Raw genomic sequence first — 18078 nt, forward strand, 5'->3', positions numbered from 1 at the left:
CGCCGGCCTCGGCTTGTCGATCGTCCGCGAGATCATGGCCGCAAACGGCGGCGAGCCCGTCATCGCCTCCGAGCCCGGCCGCGGCACGACGATGCGCGTTTCCCGAGACTGCCGCGGCGGCCAGCTACGCAGCTCGAACTGCTGGAGCACTGAGCGAGGCGCATCGGCTTCCCGCACGAAACCATCCGGAAACATTGGCGCGTAAAACTTCTTCCCCGTTTCGTCCTCTCGCCCCAAGCAACCAATATCCGGGCCGACGGTAACAGGAATCCTCGCAAACGAGCGAACCTGCCCCGGCATCATCGCGACCAAACCTCCGATTGACATCTTTCACGGAGATTTTCCAAATGCGCGTTCTCTCGATGATTGCCATTGTCAGTGCAATGATTGCCAGCTCCGCTGCCGCGTTCGCCGGCGAGCTTCCCTCTTACGAAGTGAAGTCGTTTCCGATCTCGTCGACGCAGGTGCAGGTGCTCGGCAGCGCCGGCGTCGAGGAGCAGTCGACCGCGCCCGCGATGATCGTCGCCGGCATGCCCGCCTCGCCTGCGCAGGTCTCGGTGCTGTCGCCGCGCGTCAAGCGGCTTGCCAGCGCCAATTCGGACAGCGAGTCGCGCTAAACCTTCGCATTGCTTGCGGCGCCCGCACCCGATGCGGGCGCCCCGAGCGTTTTCAGGTCATGCTGCCCGGCATGAAGCAGCGCACGCGCGGGTGGCCGTCGACATAGTGCTTCCACACCATGGTGCGGCCGATCTTGTTCGGCTCGGTGATCACGGCTCCTTCCGGCACGACGACCCATTCGCCGTCGAGATGGACCCGGTAGCGGCCTTGGTCGGATTCCCAATCGACATCAGCGACCACGTAGCCGTCGGCATCCGAGCAGCACTGCCCGTACTCGCTGTGCAGGCTCTCGAACCAGGGTTTGAGCGGCGAGTTGGCGTAGCGCCCGTCGTCGCGCGCCTGCGCCGATGTCGCCAAAAGCGCGGTCAGGCCGAGCAGCATCACCGCACACGGTCTTGCAAGTGTCATGGCGTCTTCTCGCGGATCGAAGTCAGCGCCGCGAGGGACAGGCGCCGCCGTTCGCCTTCCGCACATGGCGGCAGGCGGTGAGACGGCGACTCGCTCCCCCAGCAGCTTTGCGACAGCCATGCAAATCCGGCGCCAGCCCGCATTCCGGAGAACTACTGCCCGGGTCTCGCCGATTCCGGGCAAGGCGGAAATGCACGAACTTCACTCCGGCGATTCAGGGCCCGATCTGGCGCCGAGGCATTATGTCCCGAGCCTGGGATCGCAGGCCTATTATGGTCTCGTAGGCAGCAAGATCGAGGCACGGACGAGCCGCACACTCGACTCTCATCGCCCGACTTGATCGGGCGATCCAGTATTCCAGGGACAGTGTAAGGCTACGAAGAGGGCGCGGCGTACTGGATGCCCCCGGTCAGGCCGGGGCGCGAGAATGCCGAAACAACCTACTGCTTAGGCCCCGGCGCCATCATCGCGCCGCCCTTCTTGGCTGCGGGCGTGGGGGCCGGCTTGGTTGCGGCGGCCTGCGCCGGCAGATATTTCGCGACGATGGCGGGATCGATCTGGGCGATGTTGGCGTCGGGCAGGCGCGTCCAGGTCTCGTCCTTGCCGAGCAGCGCGATGCCGAGATAGCCGCGCAGCGTCAGGGTCTGGCCATCGGGGCTGACTTTCATGTTGGCCTTCCAGATCTGGCCGTCGCGCGGATTGAGCACGTTGCCGCCTTCGTAATTCAATCCCTGGCGCTTCATGTTGCGAACGAAGGAGATGCCGAGCACCGGCGCATTCTTGCGATCGTCGGTGCACTTGCTGCAGACCTCGTTCGGATTGTCGCCGGGCCGCGGGAAGGTCTTGGCGATCACGCCTTCAAAGACGCCGCTGTGGTCGATGAAGAGGAACCATCCGACCGTCTTGCCGTCCTCGACTTTCTGCCAAAGGCCGGCAGCCGTCGGCTCCGCGGTCTGCGCCGCAGACGGGCTCACCGCAGCGACCGACACCACGAGCGCGAGGAAGGGCAGCAGCCGAAAGCTGGAAAAGAGAGTCCGCATTATCATCACCTTGCTGAGCCAATCGTCTTGCTGAGCCAATTGCCTTGCTAAGCCAAGACTTTGTCAAGCCAAGACTATCCTAAGCCAAGACCGGAATGGCCGCACACTACGGCGATTTCGCGAATGGTTCCAGCACCAGAACCATGGGGCATCGAAAGCCCCGCTCTCTCGCGTCAGTTGACTCCGAGCTTCTTTTGCAGGCTGGACGAGGAGGTCGTGTACTGGAACACGAGCCGCTTCTCCGGATAGACATAACGATGGGCTTTTTGCGACATCAGCGCGCCCTCGTGGAAGCCGCACAGGATCAGCTTGATCTTGCCGGGATAGGTGTTGATGTCGCCGATGGCGAAGATGCCCGGCACGTTGGTCTCGAATGCGCTGGTCTCGACCGGCACGAGGTTGTTCTCCAGCGCAATGCCCCAGTTCGCGACCGGACCGAGCTTCATGGTCAGACCGAAGAACGGGAGCATGGTGTCGCAGGCGACCTCCGTGATGCTGTTGTCGTTGCCCTTGACGGTCGCACCCGTGAGCTTGCCGTCGGCACCGGAAAGCGCGGTGACCTGGCCGAGCCGCAGATCCATCTTGCCGCCGGCAACCAGCGCGCGCATCTGCTCGACGCTGTGGGGGGCTGCGCGAAAATCGTCGCGCCGGTGCAGAAGCGTGATGCGCTTGGCGAGCGGATGCAGGTTGAGCGTCCAATCGAGCGCGGAATCACCGCCGCCGACGATGAGCACGCTCTTGTCGCGGAACGTCTCCATCTTGCGCACGGCGTAGTGGACGGACGTGCCCTCGTAAGCCTCGATCCCAGGCACCGGCGGGCGCTTGGGCTGGAACGAGCCGCCGCCGGCCGCGATCACCACCACCTTGCATTCGAACACCTTGCCGGCGTCGGTGGTGCAGCGAAACGCGGGGTCGCCTATCTTCTCCACCGTCTCGATCATCTCGCCGAGATGGAAGGTCGGATGGAACGGCTTGATCTGCTCCATCAGCGCGTCGGTGAGCCCCTGCCCGGAGACCTGCGGAATGCCGGGAATGTCGTAGATCGGCTTTTCCGGATACAGCTCGGCGCATTGGCCGCCGACCTTGTCGAGGATGTCGACGAAATGCGCCTTCATGTCGAGAAGGCCGAGCTCGAAGGCGGCGAACAGACCGCAGGGGCCGGCGCCAATAATCAGCACATCGGTTTTGATCACGTCGCTCATGTCGTCTCTTTATCGGTCGTTATCGGTTGGACGGCGCCCGTTGGGCAGAGGTGACCCTGCCTGTCTAGCCAACGGGGATGGAACAGGGAAGGCATAAAAGCGGGATCGCCCCGGCGCCGCGCCCACTTGCCGGGCCAAAATAACTGGGCTGTAACGAGGATGGATATGACGGAGATCAATCGGTGAACGCACCAGCCCGCCTCGACACGACGCCGCGCCTTGAGGACTTTCCGTTTCGCCTCAGTGACAATGTCCGCTTCGGCGACCTCGACCCGAACCAGCACGTCAACAATGCGGTGTACGCCACCTATTTCGAGACCGGCCGTGTCACGCTGATGAAGCTTCCCGAATACGGGCTGACCCCGCCGGGCTTCGCCTGAATCATGGTGCGGCTCGACATGCATTTCCGCGCCGAGCTGCACTGGCCGGGCACGATCGAACTCGGCCTCGGCGTCGTGAAGCTCGGACGAACGTCCGTGACCTTCGAGCAGGTCGTGTTTTCGAACGGGAAGTGCATTGCGTCCGCGACCTCCGTCGGCGTGCTCCTCGACGAGGCGACGCGGCGACCCGCGCCGCTGACCGAAGAGGTGATCGAGAAGTTCAGACCCTGGCACAAGGGCGGCATCGAGGTCGCGCCGCCGAGCAGCTCGTAACAGCGAGGGACGATCAGGCCTGACGCTCCGGCGTCGCCACGACCAGCCCGTCGAGGTCGTCCGAGACCTTGATCTGGCAGGACAGGCGCGAGTTCGGGCGCACGTCGAAGCCGAAATCGAGCATGTCCTCTTCCATGGGCGTCGGGCTGCCGACCTTCTCGCGCCAGGCTTCGTCGACATAGACATGGCAGGTCGCGCAGGCACAGGCGCCGCCGCATTCGGCTTCGATGCCGGGAATGCTGTTGCGGATGGCGGCTTCCATCACGGTCGCGCCGTTCTCGATTTCCACCGTGCGGGTTTCGCCCTTGTGGTCGACAAAGTGAATCTTGGCCATGTGTGCTCGTGCTGCCGCGATGTTGGGAATGAAGGAGGGTCCGGGCTGTCCTATAACGGGTCGGTTAGCCCGGCGCCATAGCGTTTTCGAGCGGCGTGGATCCGCCTCGCGCGCAGAAAACGCGCCGATCAAACGACGAGTGCGCAGGTCCCATATTTGCGGGGACGCCGGCCTAATGCTTCAGGATCGCCGCGATCGCGGCACGGACCTCGGCCACCGCCTCTTTCAGCGCGGCCAGGGCATGCGGCCGGTCGTGACCGGTTCGGATCGCCGTCTCGAGGCTGGCGGCTGCATTGGCCACCGCAAAGGCGCCGACGCCGCGGGCCGAACCCTTGAGCTTGTGCGCGAGCGCGCCGGCCTCGGCCGGCAGCGCCGTCATCGCCGCGAGCAGGCGCACGGCCTGCTCGGCGAACATCGCGAGCACTTCCTGTTCCAGCTCGGCGTCGCCGAGCGTCATCCGGGAGAGGTGGTCGAGATCGAGCGGGCTGTCGATGGGCGCAAGCGGGGGCGAGGGCATCCAGTCCATCCGTTGCAGTTCAGGCGTCATGATGCTGGCCCCGGCAGCGCGCGATGGTCCGCCGGTCCGGCGGTACGGTACGCCCCACCCAAGCACGAGAATGGTTAACGAAATGTTTGCGCCGATTTACGCAAATCCGCCCGCTTATTGACAAAAAGTTGCCGCAATCGACCGAGTTCCGTGGGGAAATCTGTTGATTACTAAGGCGTTACGCCGCGATCCTGTTAACGATGATTAAGATTGTCTTAATCGCGGGCATTTCATTCGCGACGCTCTGCCAATAGGATGTTGCGGAAATTAGCGGACAAGCCGTCCGGGTGGGGACGGCTCGGAGATCCGCATAAGCGGCATGATCCGGTCGGTGGGCTTGCGTAGCGCGCAGGGCTCGCGGGGGGCGTGTACAAGTAACGAGGGCTCGGACTGAATATGGCGAACACCCCCAAGAAGGTCAAAGACCCCACAGAAGTTGCGCTTTCTGCAATCCAGGAAGCCCTGAACATCAGCGATACCGCCGCGGACGCCAGCCGCAATGCCACGATGCGCAATGAAACGGCGCCTTCAGTGCCGCCGCCGGCGCCCCCGGCCTTCGACGAGCCAAGCTTCGAGCCGCACCCCGCTGCCAACGAACGGTCGACCGTGTTCGACCCGGTCGAGGAGCCGCGCACTGTACGCCGCGCTGCCAATGACGACCGCGAGACCATCGGCCAGTTGCTCCAGGCGCTTCAGAAGGGCCGCCCTGCCCGTAGCGTCTACACCTTCGCCACCATCTTCGCCGGCGTCTGGCTCGCCGCCTGCGCGGCGCTGACGGTCGGCTTCCTGCCCTCGATCCAGGCCGCCATGGGCCAGAGCGGCGGCGTCCTCGTCATCGCCGGCCTGATCGCGATGTTCTTCGCGCCGATCATGCTGTTCTACTTCCTGGCGAGCCTCGTCTGGCGCGGCCAGGAAATGCGCATGATCGCGCAGGCGATGGCGCAGGTCGCGATCCGCTTCTCCGAGCCCGAAGGCTCGGCCTCCGATTCCGTGGTCACCGTCGGCCAGGCCATCCGCCGCGAGGTCGCGGCGATGGGCGACGGCATCGAGCGCGCCATTGCGCGCGCCGGCGAGCTCGAGACGCTGGTCGCCAACGAGGTCGCCGCGCTGGAGCGCGCCTATACCGACAACGAAGTGCGCATCCGCGCCCTGCTCCAGGACATCGCGCATCAGCGCGACAATCTGGTCGGCCAGGCCGAGCAGGTCCGCAGCGCCATCTCCGGCGTGCAGATCGATCTGCGCCACGACATCGCGCTGATCTCGGACGCGATCGCCTCGCGGGTCGACGAGGTCGCCAAGTCCATCACCGGCGCGCTCGAAGAGCGCGGCGCCCACATCACCAGCGCCTTGAGCAACGCCGGCGACAACATGATCCTGGCGCTCGGCGAGCGCGGCGGCGACCTGCTCGACCGCCTCGAGGAAGCCAGCAACGAGACCACGCGCGCCGTGCTCGACGCCAGCGAGCGGCTGACCACCAGCCTCAACTTCAAGACCGGCCACGTCCACGACGAGTTCGTCGACCTCGCCGACCGCGTCCACGAGATGCTGAACGAGCGCATCGACCGCATCACCGGCGAGTTCGAGCAGCGCTCCGCCGCGATCGTCGACGGCATCTCCGAGCGCACCGAGCAGGTGCACGACAGCCTGAAGAACTCGTCGGACTCGCTGCTGCTCGAGCTCGAGCTGCGCTCGAACGACATCTCCGCCAAGATCGACGACGCCGGCAGCCGCCTCGCCAACCAGATCATGACGAGCGGCGACAAGGCGAGCGAGGCGCTCGACGCCACCGTCAACACCCTCGTCGCCAAGGTCGTGAGCCAGACCGAGACTGCGCACGACTCGCTGTCGCTGCAGATGAGCGCCTTCGACGAGCTGGTGAAGAACCAGGGCACCGAGCTGGTCGAGAAGTTCGCCCGCGACTCCGGCACGCTGGGCGCGCTGATCACCCGCCACATCTCCGAGTTCGACCGCACCGTGAAGACCTTCGGCGGCGAGATCGTCGAGCGCATGGGTCAGCGCACCCAGGACATCCACGAGTCGCTGAAGACCTACGTCGACAATTTCGACACCCGTTTCACCTCCAGCGGCGGCGAGATCACGGCCCTGCTCGATCAGCGGCTGGTGCAGTTCGAGGCCACGATCGGCGAACGCGTCAACCATCTAGATGCCTCGCTGAACGGCAAGATCGCCGGCCTCGACGGCACGATCGAAGGCCACATCAAGACCTTCGACAACCAGCTCGTCGGCCGCGTCGCCGCGCTCGAACAGTCGTTCGACAGCCGCGCGAAGTCGATGACCGAGACCATCGACGGCCGTCTCAACACGCTCGCGGCGTCGCTCACCGACGGTGCCGCACAGGCGATCCAGTCGATCGACTCGCGCCTCACCCACCTCACATTGTCGCTCACCGACGGCGCCTCGCACGCCATCGAGACGATCGATTCGCGCCTCAACCAGCTCACGAGCTCGCTGACCGATGGCGCGTCGCAGAGCATCCAGTCGATCGACTCCCGCCTGACCCACCTCACGACGACACTGACGGGCGGCGCGACGCAGGCGCTCGAATCCATCGACTCCCGCCTGACCCACCTCACGACGACGCTGACGGGCGGCGCGACGCAGGCGCTCGAATCCATCGACTCCCGCCTCACCTATCTCACCACCGCCGTCACCAACGGCGCCTCGCAGGCCGTGCAGTCGATCGACACGCGCCTCACGCTGCTGACCTCGACGCTCACGGACGGCACCGCCCAGGCGATCGAGGCGGTCGACCGCCGCATCACCGGCGTCACCGAGATGATCAACGGCCGCAGCACGCACCTGACCGACACGGTCACGGCGCGCTTCCAGGACATCCAGCAGGCCATCGAGACCAAGGTCGGCTCGGTCGCGAGCGACATCGACGTGCGCGTGGCGCAGTTCGAGGACCTGCTCGGCTCGCGCGTCGAGGCCGTCGCCGGCCGCATCGAGAGCAGCGGCCGCCGGGCCAGCGAGGACATGATGTCCCGCGCCGAGATGATCTCGACCGCGATCCGCTCGCACGTCGAGGACGCCGAGCGCTCGCTCACCAACCTCGTCGTCAACACCAGCGAGACGATCCAGACCGGTGCGCGCACCGCTCAGCAGTCGCTGATGACGGTCTCCTCCGACGTCAACGCCCAGCTCAAGATGACCGCAACCGAGGTCGAACACGCGCTGACCGCGGTCGGCACGGGTGCCGCCAACTCGATCCTCTCCAGCGCTCGCGAGGCGCAGTCGACCCTGGTTGCGGTCTCGGGCGATGCGTCCAGCCAGATCAAGGGGCTCGCGGCCGACGTCGAACGCACGCTGTCGGCGGCCGGTTCTGCCACCGCAGCCTCGATCCTGGCCGGCGCCCGCGAGGTGCAGACCACGCTCGTCACCGCGTCCTCGGATGCGGCCAACCACGTCAAGACGCTCACCGCCGACGTGCAGCGCTCGCTGTCGATGGCCGGCGCCTCGACGGCGGAATCGATCACGGCCGGCGCCCGCGATGCGCAGACCGCGCTGATCGCGGCCTCGACCGAGACCGCCAACCAGATCAAGGCGCTGTCCTCTGACGTGCAGCGCTCGCTCTCGATGGCGGGCACCGCGACGGCCGAGACCATCATGACCGGCGCCCGCGAAGCCCAGAGCACGCTGGTCACGGCGTCCTCGGATGCGGCGAGCCAGGTCAAGTCGCTCGCGGCCGAGGTGCATCGTTCGCTCTCGCAGGCGGGACAGTCCACCGCCGAGACCATCACCACCAGCGCCCGCGACGCCCAGAGCACCCTTCTTGCTGTCTCCGCAGAACAAACCGGCCAGGTCCGTTCGCTCGCGGCCGAGATGCAGCGCGCGCTGGCGACCGCCGGCGGCGCCACCATCGAGGCGCTGACCAGCGGCGTGCGCGAGGCCCAGGGCACGCTGATCTCCGCCTCGACCGACGCGGCCAGCCAGATCAAGTCGCTGACCACGGATATCGAGCGCACGCTGACCGCGGTCGGCGCCGACACCGCCTCGACCATCCTCAACAGCGCGCGTGAGGCGCAGACCTCGCTGACCTCGACCTCGGCGGATGCCGCGAGCCAGATCCGCACTATCTCGACCGAGATCGAGCGCGCCCTGAGCGCGGCGGCCGCGAACGCGACCAATGACATCCAGAGCAGCGCGCTCAACGCCCAGAATGCGCTGATCTCCGCCTCCAACGAGGCGAGCTCGCGGGTCAAGTCGAGTTCGGCCGACATCGAGCGCTCGGTGCTCGCCGCCAGCTCCAGCTTCGGCCAGGCCATGACTGGCAAGACCGACGAGATCGTCACCTATGTGCAGCAGCAGGCCGACCGCCTGTCGAACATGATCGACGCCAAGCGCGGCGCGCTGGTCGATGCGATCGGCTCCAAGACCAGCCAGCTCACGCTCGACATCGATCGCGTCACCTCCGACGCGCTGAAGTCGATCGAGACGCGCGGACATGCGTTCTCGCAGACCATGATGGGCAACGGCTCGGAAGTCGCGCGCACCATCAATGCGGCGAGCGAGATCGCCACGAGCGCGGTCGGCAAGTCGCTCAAGGACCTCGAGCAGGCCTCGCGTTCCGCGATCGACCAGTCGCGCCAGGTCTCCATCGCGGCCGTCACCGAGATGCAGGAGACCAGCAAGATCCTGCGCACCGATACGGTCGCCCTCTTCGAGCGTCTGCGCGAAGGCAACATCCTGCTCCAGGAGGTGCTGACCGGTGCGCACGACAACCTCAACTCGCTCGAGCGGGCGCTGGTGACGCGCGTTGCCGACTTCGTCTCGGCGATGAACGATGTCACCTCGCGCAACGGCGCGGCGACGCAGAACCTGGAAGACCAGCTCAACGTCTTCAACAGCAAGACCACGAAGGCGCTCCAGGATCTCGGCGAGCTGTCGACCCAGTTCGACAAGCACGGCAAGGCGCTGGTCGATGCCGCGCAGGTCGTGGAGCAGAGCAACAAGAACACCACCGCCTCGCTCGCCGAGCGCAAGCAGGCGCTGGAATCGCTCGTCACCACGATCGACCTGCGCACGGCCGATCTCGACCAGCGGCTGTCGCGCTTCACCGGCCTGCTCGACGAGTCCTTGGCCGCCGCCGAAGAGCGTGCGCGCGACATCGCCCGCGTCGTCGCCGAGACCGCCGGTGCAGGCTCGGCCGCGATCACCCGCCAGTTCGAGGCGGTGCGCGCGGCGTCCGAGGAGGAGCACCGCCAGACCATCGAGGCGATGCACGACATCTACCGCCAGACCACGGACGAGGCGGATGCGATGTTCAAGCAGTCGACCGAGAAGTTCACCAACCTCGTCTCCAGCATGAAGCAGATGGCGCTCGAGATGCACAACGAGCTCGAAGCCACCCGCAACGAGCTGCGCCGCGGCGTTCTGGAGATGCCGCAGGAGGCCGCCGAGAGCACTGCGCAGATGCGCAAGGTGATCGTGGACCAGATCGAGGCCCTCGCCGAGCTCAACCGCATCGTTGCCCAGCACGGCCGCGGCCTCGACGTCACCACGACCGGCCGCGCCTCCGTCGCCGTCCAGCGTCAGGAAGAGCCGATCATGGCGTCTGTCGGCGGCCGGGTGACCGAGACCCGCATGCGCGACACCGGCAGCGCCTCGACGCTGCCGCCGCCAGACATCGGCATGCCCGCGCCCTCGCGCCGCGCCGAGACGCCGCCGGTTGCGCCCGGCAACAACGACCAGGGCCGTGACGGCTGGCTGTCGGATCTCCTGAACCGCACGGACGCCAACCAGGGCGCTCCGAACGGCCGTGAGGCTTCCCGTGGCCGTGCTGCTGCCCCTGCACCGCAGCCGCAGGCCCCGCAGAACAGCGGCAATCCGCTGGAATCGCTGTCGCTCGACATCGGCCGGCTGATGGACCGCAACCTCGCCGCCGAGATGTGGGACCGCTATCAGCGCGGCGAGAACAAGGCCTTCACCAAGCGCCTCTACACGCCCGCCGGCCAGAAGGCCTTCGACGAGGTCGCCCGCAAATACCGCGCCGACCGCAACTTCAAGGGTACGGTCGACCGCTACGTCGCCGAGTTCGAGCGCCTGCTCGACGAAGTCGCCCGCGACGGCCGCGGCCCGCAGGAGCTGCGCGGCCACCTGACCTCGGAGACGGGCCTGGTGTACACCCTGCTCGCGCATGCGGCAGGCCGGCTGGGGTAAGCGGCGGATATCAACGAATAGCGAATGAAAACGGAGGCCTCGCGGCCTCCGTTTGTTTGGAGCGGCGTCACCACCCCAAGACCAGCGTCATTGCGAGGAGCCCTTGCGACGAGGCAATCCAGATTGCCTCCGCAGAGACAGCTGGATTGCTTCGCTTCGGTCGCAATGACGGCGGAGAGAGGCCCCGGATTGCGATGCGCTCCATCCGGCTACGAAGGCAGCGCACGCTCTCTCCATGTCGTCATTGCGAGGAGCGAAGCGACGAAGCAATCCAGACGCTGCCTCGGAGAGAGTTGCCGTTGCAGCTCGCTTCTCTTCGTCTCCCACAGGGGACAAGGGAAGAGAACGCTACTGCCGCCTGCGCTCAGGTGCCGCCGGCTTCGGCGGCTCGGGCGGCGGAGCGGCTTGCGACGAGTTGCTGGCTCCGAAAAGCACGCGGGTCGGGTTGCGGTCGAAATTGTTCACGGCGCGGCTGATGTCGCCGAGGGTGCGGCGGCCGTCGGCCATCAGCGCGCCGGAGCGCTTGTCGAAATCGTCGGCGAGCTCGCGGATCGACTTCACCGCCTGGAACAGCTCGCCACCGTCCTTGCCGCCGGCGAGCGTGTTGAGGCCGAGCATGAGGTTGTCGGCCTTGAGCATGACGCCGTCGACCTTGGCCATCACGCCGTCGATCTTCTCGGAATTGCGCGCCAGCGAGTTGGTGAAGGTCTCCAGATTCCTCAGCGAGTTCTTCACCGATTCCTGATTGTCGGCGACGATCTTGTTGATGTTCTGCAGGGTGGCGCGGATCGCCTCGGTGACGTCCTGCAGCTTGTTGGGGTCGGCCGTCAGCGTCGGGATGCCGTCCTCGTCCAGCGGCGGCGGCGGAGCCGTCTCCTCGCCGCCCTTGAGCGAGATGGCGGCAACGCCGGTGAGGCCCTGGAATTCGAGGCCGACCAGGGTGTCCTTGCGGACCGGGGCGTTGTTCTCGATCATGGCAAGTGCGACAACCCGCCGCGGGTTGTCGAGCTTCACCGAGACCACCTCGCCCACCCGGATACCGTTGAAATTGACGCTGCCGCCGTTGCGCAGGCCCGCTGCCGGGCCCTCGAACACGACACGCAAGGGGCTGCGCTGCTTGGTGGTGTGCAGCGACTGGAACCAGAGCACGAAGCCGATCGCAGCGGCGATCACCGCCAGCGTGAACGATCCGATCAGGACGTAATTCGCCCGCGTTTCCATCAGGTGCTCCGGCTACTCAACTCATGACCGCACGGGCGCGCTTGCCATGGAAATACTGCCTCAGCCAGGGATGCTGCGAGGCCTGCATGTCGGCGATCGACCCGGCCGCAATGATCTTACCGTTCCCTAAAACGGCGATGCGGTCGCAAGCGGTGTAAAGGCTGTCGAGATCGTGGGTTACCATGAAAACGGTCAGACCCAAAGTGCGCTGGAGCGTCCGCACCAGCTCGTCGAAATCGCCCGCGCCGATCGGATCGAGACCCGAGGTCGGCTCGTCCAGGAACACGAGGTCCGGATCGAGCGACAGCGCGCGCGCCAGTGCGACGCGCTTGATCATGCCACCCGAGAGCTCCGATGGAAAACGCTCGGCAACTTCCGGCTTGAGCCCCACCATGGCGAGCTTGGCCATGGTGATCTCGTCCATCAGCCGCTGCGAGACGCGCAAATACTCGCGCATCGGAAACTGGATGTTCTGCCGCACGGTCAGCGAGGAAAACAGCGCGCCCTGCTGGAACAGCACGCCCCAGCGCCGCTCGACATTGCGTCGCTGCGAGGCGCTTGAGGAATCCAGATCGACGCCGAACACCTCAATGCTGCCCGCGACCTTCGGCACGAGGCCGATGATGGTGCGCGTCAGCACCGATTTGCCCGCGCCGGAAGGACCGACGAAGCCCAGGATCTCGCCGCGCTTGACGTCGAGGTCGAGCCCGTCGAGCACGCGCGTTGAGCCGAACTGCACGGTGATGTCGCGGACGCGGATGATGGGATCTTGAATCTCGCCAGCCATCGTCACATTCCGATCGAGGCGAAGAAGATGGCGAACACGCCGTCCATGACGATGACGAAGAAGATGCCCTTCACCACCGACGCCGTGGTGTGCTGCCCGAGCGATTCCGCGCTGCCCTGCACCGCAAGCCCCTCGACGCAGGCGACGATACCGATCACCGCGGCCATGACCGGCGCCTTCACCATGCCGACGATGAAATGGTCGATCGAGATCGCATCGCGCAGGCGCAATAGAAAAGCTTCGGGATCGACCCCGCCATAGAGCCAGGCGACGAGGCCGCCGCCGTAGAGCGCAGCCATCGCGCCGAGGAAGGCGAGGATCGGCAGCGCCAGCACCAAGGCCAGCATGCGCGGCAACACCAGCACCTCGATCGGATCGAAGCCCATCGTGCGCAGCGCGTCGATTTCTTCCCGCATCTTCATCGAGCCGAGCTCGGCGGTGTAGGCGCTGCCCGAGCGGCCGGCCACCATGATCGCGACCAGGAGCACGCCGATCTCGCGCAAGACCAGCACGCCGAGCATGTCGACGACGAAGATGTCGGCGCCGAAGCGGCGGAAGTGGAAAATGCCCTGCTGCGCGATGATGCAGCCGATCAGGAAGGTGATCAGCACGATGATCGGCACCGCGCGCCAGCAGACCTGCTCCATGTGGTGGACGGTCGAGGTCAGGCGGAACGCGCGCGGGTGGATCAGCACACGAAAGCCGGCCGCCAGCACCGCGCCGAGCATGTCGATCAGGCCTGCCACGGTGCCGCCGACGCCGGCCACGGCGCGGCCGATCTGCTCCAGCATGCCGGTGATGGTGATCGTCGAGGTCTCGACCACGGGCGTCGCCCGGACCCGCCGCACCTCGTCGACAAGGCTCGAATAATTCGCCGAAAGCCCCGCGATCTGTGCCTCGACCGCGCCTTGCGTCAGGCTGCGGCGCAGCCGTTCGATCAGCCAGGCGCCGAACGTGTCGAGCTTGGCGACCTCGGAGACGTCGATGAAGATGCTTTGCGGACCGCCGGCGAGCTTCTCGGCATCCGCCACCATCCGCTCCAGGACCGGCGCGAAGCTCGCGGTCCAGGTCCCGGTGGCGCAAAGTGCCAGCGCGTTGCCCTTCGCAATCCGTTCCAGCTTGGGATCGCTGTTCAAGATGTCCGCTCCCGCGCCGGAGCGCAAGAAACAGATGAATTCAGATAGTTGCGCACGCGCCCTTCCCCAGAGAAGGTATCCCCAAGTGGTTCATGTTAGTTGTTACAGGTAACCAGCAGGTTCAGATTTCGCCAGAGTTCAAAATGACTTCCAGCGAGGTTCCGGCACTTCAGGCGCGAATCGAGCGCTTTCCCATTGCCGGCAGTTTCACGATCAGCCGGGGCGCCAAGACCGAGGCAGTCACCGTTGTGGCCGAAGTGAGCCATAATGGCCGCATCGGCTACGGCGAGTGCGTGCCCTACCCGCGCTACGGCGAGACGCCCGAGGCGACCCTTGCCGCCATTGAGGCCATGCAGGACGCCGTGGCCGGCGGCCTGACCCGCCAGGCCCTGCAAGGTGCCATGCCCCCGGGCGCCGCCCGCAACGCGCTGGATTGCGCGCTGATCGACCTGGAGGCCAAGGCGGCCGGCGAGCGGGCCTGGAGCCTGCTCGACCGCCCGGCCCCCGTCGAGCGCACCACGGCCTACACGATCTCGCTGGGCACGCCCGACGCCATGGCAGCGGCCACCGCCAAGGCGGCGCACCGGCCGCTGCTCAAGATCAAGCTCGGCGGCGACGGCGACCCGGAGCGCATCGCGGCCGTGCGCAAGGCGGCACCGGAGTCCGAGCTGATCGTCGATGCCAACGAGTCCTGGACCGAGGCCAATCTGGCGCACAATCTCGCCGCCTGCGCGGCCGCCGGCGTCACCCTGGTCGAGCAGCCGCTGCCATCAGGCAAGGACGAGGCGCTGGCACGGATCAGGCGGCCGCTCGCGGTGTGCGCCGACGAGAGCGTGCATGACCGCTCTTCGCTCGCGCCCTTGCGCGAGCGCTACGACGCCGTGAACATCAAGCTCGACAAGACCGGCGGCCTCACCGAGGCGCTCGGGATGGCCGATGCCGCGCAGGCGCTCGGCTTCGAGATCATGATCGGCTGCATGGTCGCGACCTCGCTGTCGATGGCCCCCGCCATGCTGGTGACGCCGCAGGCGCGCTTCGTCGATCTCGACGGCCCGTTGCTGCTCGCACGCGACCGCGATCACGGCCTGCGCTATGACGGCAGCCTGGTCTATCCGCCAGACGCTTCACTCTGGGGATGAGCGTTGAGCCGGTGCCGCGCCGACAAGATCAGAAGCGCGCCGCCCGCGGCCATCGCCGCCATCACATAGTACAGGCCATCGCCGATGCGGGCGTAGATCGCGCCTGACGCGATCGATGTCGTCGCGCCCAAGAGCCCGCTGCATGCGGCGTAGTAGCCCTGCCCCCGCGCGAGCTGATGCGACGGTACGCGCTGCACCAGGAGGTTCATGGTGCCGACGATGGTCATGCCGAAGGTGAGACCGTGGCCGAGCTGCACGATGGCGAGCAGCGCCAGCGGCGGCTCGTTGGCGGTGACGATCCAGCGCACCACGGCGCTCAAGCCGCCGATCGCCATCATCGTGGACGGGTGCAGCAGGAAGCGCGGCGACAGCGCGAACACGACGATCTCGGCGATCACGCCCAGCGTCCACAGTCCCGCGATCGTCAGTCCGCCGAGACCGTGAAGCTGCCAGTTGATGGCTGAGAAGGTGTAATAGGCGACGTGGCTGCCTTGGATCAGCGCCGCCGAGGCGATCAGCGCCCAGAAGCCCGCATCGCGCAGCAGCGCGGTGTCGGCCCTCGTCTCGACGCTCTTGCGCCCGACGTCGTCGAGCGGCTGCAGCAGCAGGCTGGCGAGCACCGCAACGGCCGCCCAGGCCACGATCACCCAGATCAGGTCACGGCCGGCGATGACGTCGACGAGATAGCCGCAGGCGAGCGAGCTGGCGGCGAACGCCGCCGAGCCCCACAGCCTGAGGGGTCCGTAGTCGAGCCCGTAGCGCGCGACACCGCGAAGCGCATAGGCATCGGTGAGCGGGGTCGACGGCGTCCACATCATGCAGGTGAGCGCGTAGATCAGGAACAGGGCGAGCGGCTGCTGCTGCAAGCCCACGACCGCAAAGCCGATCGCGGTCGCCAGCACCGACACCATCATGCCGGCGCGAATGGCATGCCGCTTCTCGTCAAAGGCGGTGAGCTGCGGCAACGTGGTGAAGCGCGTGATCGCCGGCAGCGCATTGATGAGGCCGATCCAGGCCGCGTCGACGCCGATCGCCTTCAGCCAGACCGGGAAGAACGGCAGCTGCGTGCCCGTCACCGCGAACAGCGCCGAATAGAACAGCGCCAGACTCACTGCGAATCGCCGCTTCACGGCGGCTGGCGTGGGGATTTGTGATTCGGACTGCATCAAACCAATTGCGATTCGGTCGATATCGTGGTGATCGTTAGTGTAACGCGCACTGATTTGCGCGACGAGATTGTCATGGCCAACGAAGCATTCGCCCTTTCGCCCATGTCTGCCCGTGCGGCCGAGCCGAACGAGCAGGACTACGACGCGATCCGCGAAGCCTTCATGGAGACCGCGCGCGGCCGCTGGTTCCTCGGCGAATACGCCAAGCGCAACCGCAATGCGGACACCCGCATGGTGCTGGATGCGGTCGCGAAAATCGAAGAAACCCTTGCGGCACAGCGACAACCCGTCGTCGAGGACCGCCTGCCCGAGGCGCTGGTCGAGATCCGCCGCGCCATCCGCGAGGCCGAGACGATCGCGCTCGCAGCATTCGATCCCGCTACGCTCGAGGCGAGCCTTTCGCCGATCCCGCGCGGCGTGCGCATCATCAAGGAGATCTCCTGGCGCTGGCGCGAGATCGGCGCCGACGGTCGAATCTGCGACCTCATTGATTCGCAGCTTGCCTCGATCGAGGCCGCCTACGGACAGACTTCGACCATCGATCCCCGCGTCGAGCTCAAGGCCGCATTCGATCTGCTCAGGGAACGGATCGAGCAGACCGAGGGCGGCGCATCGCCACAGGCAGAGCGTTCCTCGCCGGCTCCGCCGCAGGAGGCGCCGTCGTCCGTAGCAGAGGCGCCGCCCATTGAGGTCGCGCCTGAAGCGACGGCAAGCGACGCTCCCGTGGCTTTTACGGAGACGCCGCAGGACGTCGCAGCAACTCCCGAGCCCGAAGCGGCGGTAGAGGAAACCGGCAGCGCGGAAGCATTCGCAATGGCCGAGCAGGCCATGGATGCGACCGTCGCGCCGGGGATCGCAGCCGACAGCGAGATCGCGCCCGGCAATGCCGCACTCGAAAACGCCGCGGAAAGCGTCGCTCTTGAAGAGCCGGTCGCAGCGACCACCGCGGTCGCGGAGGTCACCGACGCGTTCCCGCTCGACGCCGCCGCGGAGGCCGAGGACGAAGCCATCCTCGAGGCCATCGCGCTGGAGATGGCCGCACCCGATCCGGAGTTCGACGAGATCATCGAGCCGCCCGAGATGGCCGCAGCAAGTCCGGATCCGATGGCTGCGGAGGCCGTGGCGCCAATTGCCGCCGAGATTCCGGAGCCGGTCGCACCTGAGCCGGCCGTCGCAGCCGTCGCGGAAGAGCCCGCAGCCGCGCCGATCGCGATGGATTCGCTCGCGCGCCTCACCGACGCCATCGCGGAAGCCGCGGCCGAAGTGATGGAGCAGCAGGCCCTGGCGATAGCAGCCACCGCATCACTCGCCGCGGCACCGAGCGCAGCGCTGCCGATGCCCACGCCCTTGTCCTCGTCCGAGCCCTCGCTCGGCGCCACCATCCTCGCCAGCGGCATCCTGCAAAAACCCCGCGCGCCCGCCAACGACCCCCTCGCCCCGATCCGCCGCATGACCCAGGCCGAGAAGATCGCGTTCTTCTCGTAAGGAACGCGCGCTCTCAACGTCGTCATTGCGAGCGCAGCGAAGCAATCCAGAATCCCTCCGCGGAAAGACTCTCGATTGCTTCGCTGCGCTCGCAATGAGGCCTATCAATTCCCGCGACAACGGCTCCGCCGTTGCGCGGGGCGACAGTGATGGATGAGT

14 protein-coding genes and 1 pseudogene are annotated in these 18078 nt (G+C 66.5%); 6 read left to right on the forward strand and 9 right to left on the reverse strand.

From position 1 onward, the window contains the following. The first annotated feature begins 34 nt into the window (after window positions 1–34). Window positions 35–205 (forward strand): hypothetical protein, encoded by a 171-nt coding sequence (locus ACNJYB_RS25925; RefSeq protein WP_439375646.1) that lies wholly within the window; start codon window positions 35–37, stop codon window positions 203–205. A 142-nt stretch (window positions 206–347) separates the two neighbouring features. Continuing rightward, the gene (locus tag ACNJYB_RS25930; RefSeq protein WP_439369302.1) at window positions 348–617 is read left to right on the forward strand and encodes a hypothetical protein; all 270 of its coding nucleotides are present in this window, start codon (window positions 348–350) and stop codon (window positions 615–617) included. 52 nt (window positions 618–669) lie between these two features. Here the strand turns inward: ACNJYB_RS25930 and ACNJYB_RS25935 are convergent, their stop codons facing one another. The 3 genes from ACNJYB_RS25935 to ACNJYB_RS25945 form a co-directional block, all read right to left on the reverse strand. Next, entirely contained in the window at window positions 670–1026 is a 357-nt protein-coding gene (locus ACNJYB_RS25935; RefSeq protein ID WP_439369304.1) for a hypothetical protein, read from the reverse strand. A gap of 440 nt (window positions 1027–1466) precedes the next feature. Beyond that, window positions 1467–2066, reverse strand: coding sequence for a DUF2147 domain-containing protein (locus ACNJYB_RS25940; protein ID WP_439369305.1), 600 nt, complete (start codon window positions 2064–2066; stop codon window positions 1467–1469). Window positions 2067–2239: 173 nt separating this feature from the next. Then, the gene (locus tag ACNJYB_RS25945; RefSeq protein ID WP_439369306.1) at window positions 2240–3268 is read right to left on the reverse strand and encodes an NAD(P)/FAD-dependent oxidoreductase; all 1029 of its coding nucleotides are present in this window, start codon (window positions 3266–3268) and stop codon (window positions 2240–2242) included. 182 nt (window positions 3269–3450) lie between these two features. Between ACNJYB_RS25945 and ACNJYB_RS25950 the strand changes: the two are divergent. Next, window positions 3451–3921: pseudogene (locus tag ACNJYB_RS25950) on the forward strand (acyl-CoA thioesterase). 13 nt (window positions 3922–3934) lie between these two features. Here ACNJYB_RS25950 and ACNJYB_RS25955 read toward each other — a convergent pair. Together ACNJYB_RS25955 and ACNJYB_RS25960 are read right to left on the reverse strand one after the other, a co-directional pair. Then, complete coding sequence (locus ACNJYB_RS25955) at window positions 3935–4255, reverse strand: 2Fe-2S iron-sulfur cluster-binding protein (RefSeq protein WP_018642875.1); 321 nt, start codon at window positions 4253–4255, stop codon at window positions 3935–3937. Between the two features lie 172 nt (window positions 4256–4427). Then, complete coding sequence (locus tag ACNJYB_RS25960) at window positions 4428–4802, reverse strand: Hpt domain-containing protein (protein ID WP_439369307.1); 375 nt, start codon at window positions 4800–4802, stop codon at window positions 4428–4430. Between the two features lie 396 nt (window positions 4803–5198). On the opposite strand from ACNJYB_RS25960, the gene ACNJYB_RS25965 reads away from it, so the two are divergent. Next, complete coding sequence (locus ACNJYB_RS25965) at window positions 5199–10982, forward strand: negative regulator of septation ring formation (RefSeq protein WP_439369308.1); 5784 nt, start codon at window positions 5199–5201, stop codon at window positions 10980–10982. A gap of 348 nt (window positions 10983–11330) precedes the next feature. Here the strand turns inward: ACNJYB_RS25965 and ACNJYB_RS25970 are convergent, their stop codons facing one another. The 3 genes from ACNJYB_RS25970 to ACNJYB_RS25980 are packed head-to-tail and all read right to left on the reverse strand — an operon-like array spanning window position 11331 to window position 14126. After that, window positions 11331–12203 (reverse strand): MlaD family protein, encoded by an 873-nt coding sequence (locus ACNJYB_RS25970; RefSeq protein ID WP_439369309.1) that lies wholly within the window; start codon window positions 12201–12203, stop codon window positions 11331–11333. A gap of 16 nt (window positions 12204–12219) precedes the next feature. After that, the gene (locus ACNJYB_RS25975; protein WP_439369310.1) at window positions 12220–12990 is read right to left on the reverse strand and encodes an ABC transporter ATP-binding protein; all 771 of its coding nucleotides are present in this window, start codon (window positions 12988–12990) and stop codon (window positions 12220–12222) included. 2 nt (window positions 12991–12992) lie between these two features. After that, window positions 12993–14126: an MlaE family ABC transporter permease gene (locus tag ACNJYB_RS25980; protein ID WP_439369311.1), complete on the reverse strand. Its 1134-nt coding sequence runs from the start codon at window positions 14124–14126 to the stop codon at window positions 12993–12995. Between the two features lie 143 nt (window positions 14127–14269). On the opposite strand from ACNJYB_RS25980, the gene dgcA reads away from it, so the two are divergent. Then, entirely contained in the window at window positions 14270–15265 is a 996-nt protein-coding gene (gene dgcA, locus ACNJYB_RS25985) for an N-acetyl-D-Glu racemase DgcA (RefSeq protein ID WP_439369312.1), read from the forward strand. On the opposite strand, the gene ACNJYB_RS25990 is transcribed toward dgcA, so the two are convergent. Further along, the gene (locus ACNJYB_RS25990; RefSeq protein ID WP_439369313.1) at window positions 15235–16431 is read right to left on the reverse strand and encodes an MFS transporter; all 1197 of its coding nucleotides are present in this window, start codon (window positions 16429–16431) and stop codon (window positions 15235–15237) included. The genes dgcA and ACNJYB_RS25990 overlap by 31 nt on opposite strands. A gap of 75 nt (window positions 16432–16506) precedes the next feature. On the opposite strand from ACNJYB_RS25990, the gene ACNJYB_RS25995 reads away from it, so the two are divergent. Then, on the forward strand, window positions 16507–17919 hold the full coding sequence (locus tag ACNJYB_RS25995) for a hypothetical protein (RefSeq protein WP_439369314.1): 1413 nt from the start codon (window positions 16507–16509) through the stop codon (window positions 17917–17919). Window positions 17920–18078: the final 159 nt, after the last annotated feature.

The sequence above is a fragment of the Bradyrhizobium sp. SMVTL-02 genome (assembly GCF_051853005.1).
GTDB lineage: Bacteria > Pseudomonadota > Alphaproteobacteria > Rhizobiales > Xanthobacteraceae > Bradyrhizobium.

Bases quoted from the DNA above. Each gene is read 5' to 3' on its own strand.
- ACNJYB_RS25965 (WP_439369308.1), top strand. From the start codon at position 5,199: ATGGCGAACACCCCCAAGAAGGTCAAAGACCCCACAGAAGTTGCGCTT.
- ACNJYB_RS25930 (WP_439369302.1), top strand. From the start codon at position 348: ATGCGCGTTCTCTCGATGATTGCCATTGTCAGTGCAATGATTGCCAGC.
- ACNJYB_RS25940 (WP_439369305.1), bottom strand. From the start codon at position 2,066: ATGCGGACTCTCTTTTCCAGCTTTCGGCTGCTGCCCTTCCTCGCGCTC.
- ACNJYB_RS25955 (WP_018642875.1), bottom strand. From the start codon at position 4,255: ATGGCCAAGATTCACTTTGTCGACCACAAGGGCGAAACCCGCACGGTG.
- ACNJYB_RS25990 (WP_439369313.1), bottom strand. From the start codon at position 16,431: ATGCAGTCCGAATCACAAATCCCCACGCCAGCCGCCGTGAAGCGGCGA.
- ACNJYB_RS25995 (WP_439369314.1), top strand. From the start codon at position 16,507: ATGGCCAACGAAGCATTCGCCCTTTCGCCCATGTCTGCCCGTGCGGCC.
- dgcA (WP_439369312.1), top strand. From the start codon at position 14,270: ATGACTTCCAGCGAGGTTCCGGCACTTCAGGCGCGAATCGAGCGCTTT.
- ACNJYB_RS25960 (WP_439369307.1), bottom strand. From the start codon at position 4,802: ATGACGCCTGAACTGCAACGGATGGACTGGATGCCCTCGCCCCCGCTT.
- ACNJYB_RS25970 (WP_439369309.1), bottom strand. From the start codon at position 12,203: ATGGAAACGCGGGCGAATTACGTCCTGATCGGATCGTTCACGCTGGCG.
- ACNJYB_RS25975 (WP_439369310.1), bottom strand. From the start codon at position 12,990: ATGGCTGGCGAGATTCAAGATCCCATCATCCGCGTCCGCGACATCACC.
- ACNJYB_RS25945 (WP_439369306.1), bottom strand. From the start codon at position 3,268: ATGAGCGACGTGATCAAAACCGATGTGCTGATTATTGGCGCCGGCCCC.
- ACNJYB_RS25935 (WP_439369304.1), bottom strand. From the start codon at position 1,026: ATGACACTTGCAAGACCGTGTGCGGTGATGCTGCTCGGCCTGACCGCG.
- ACNJYB_RS25925 (WP_439375646.1), top strand. From the start codon at position 35: ATGGCCGCAAACGGCGGCGAGCCCGTCATCGCCTCCGAGCCCGGCCGC.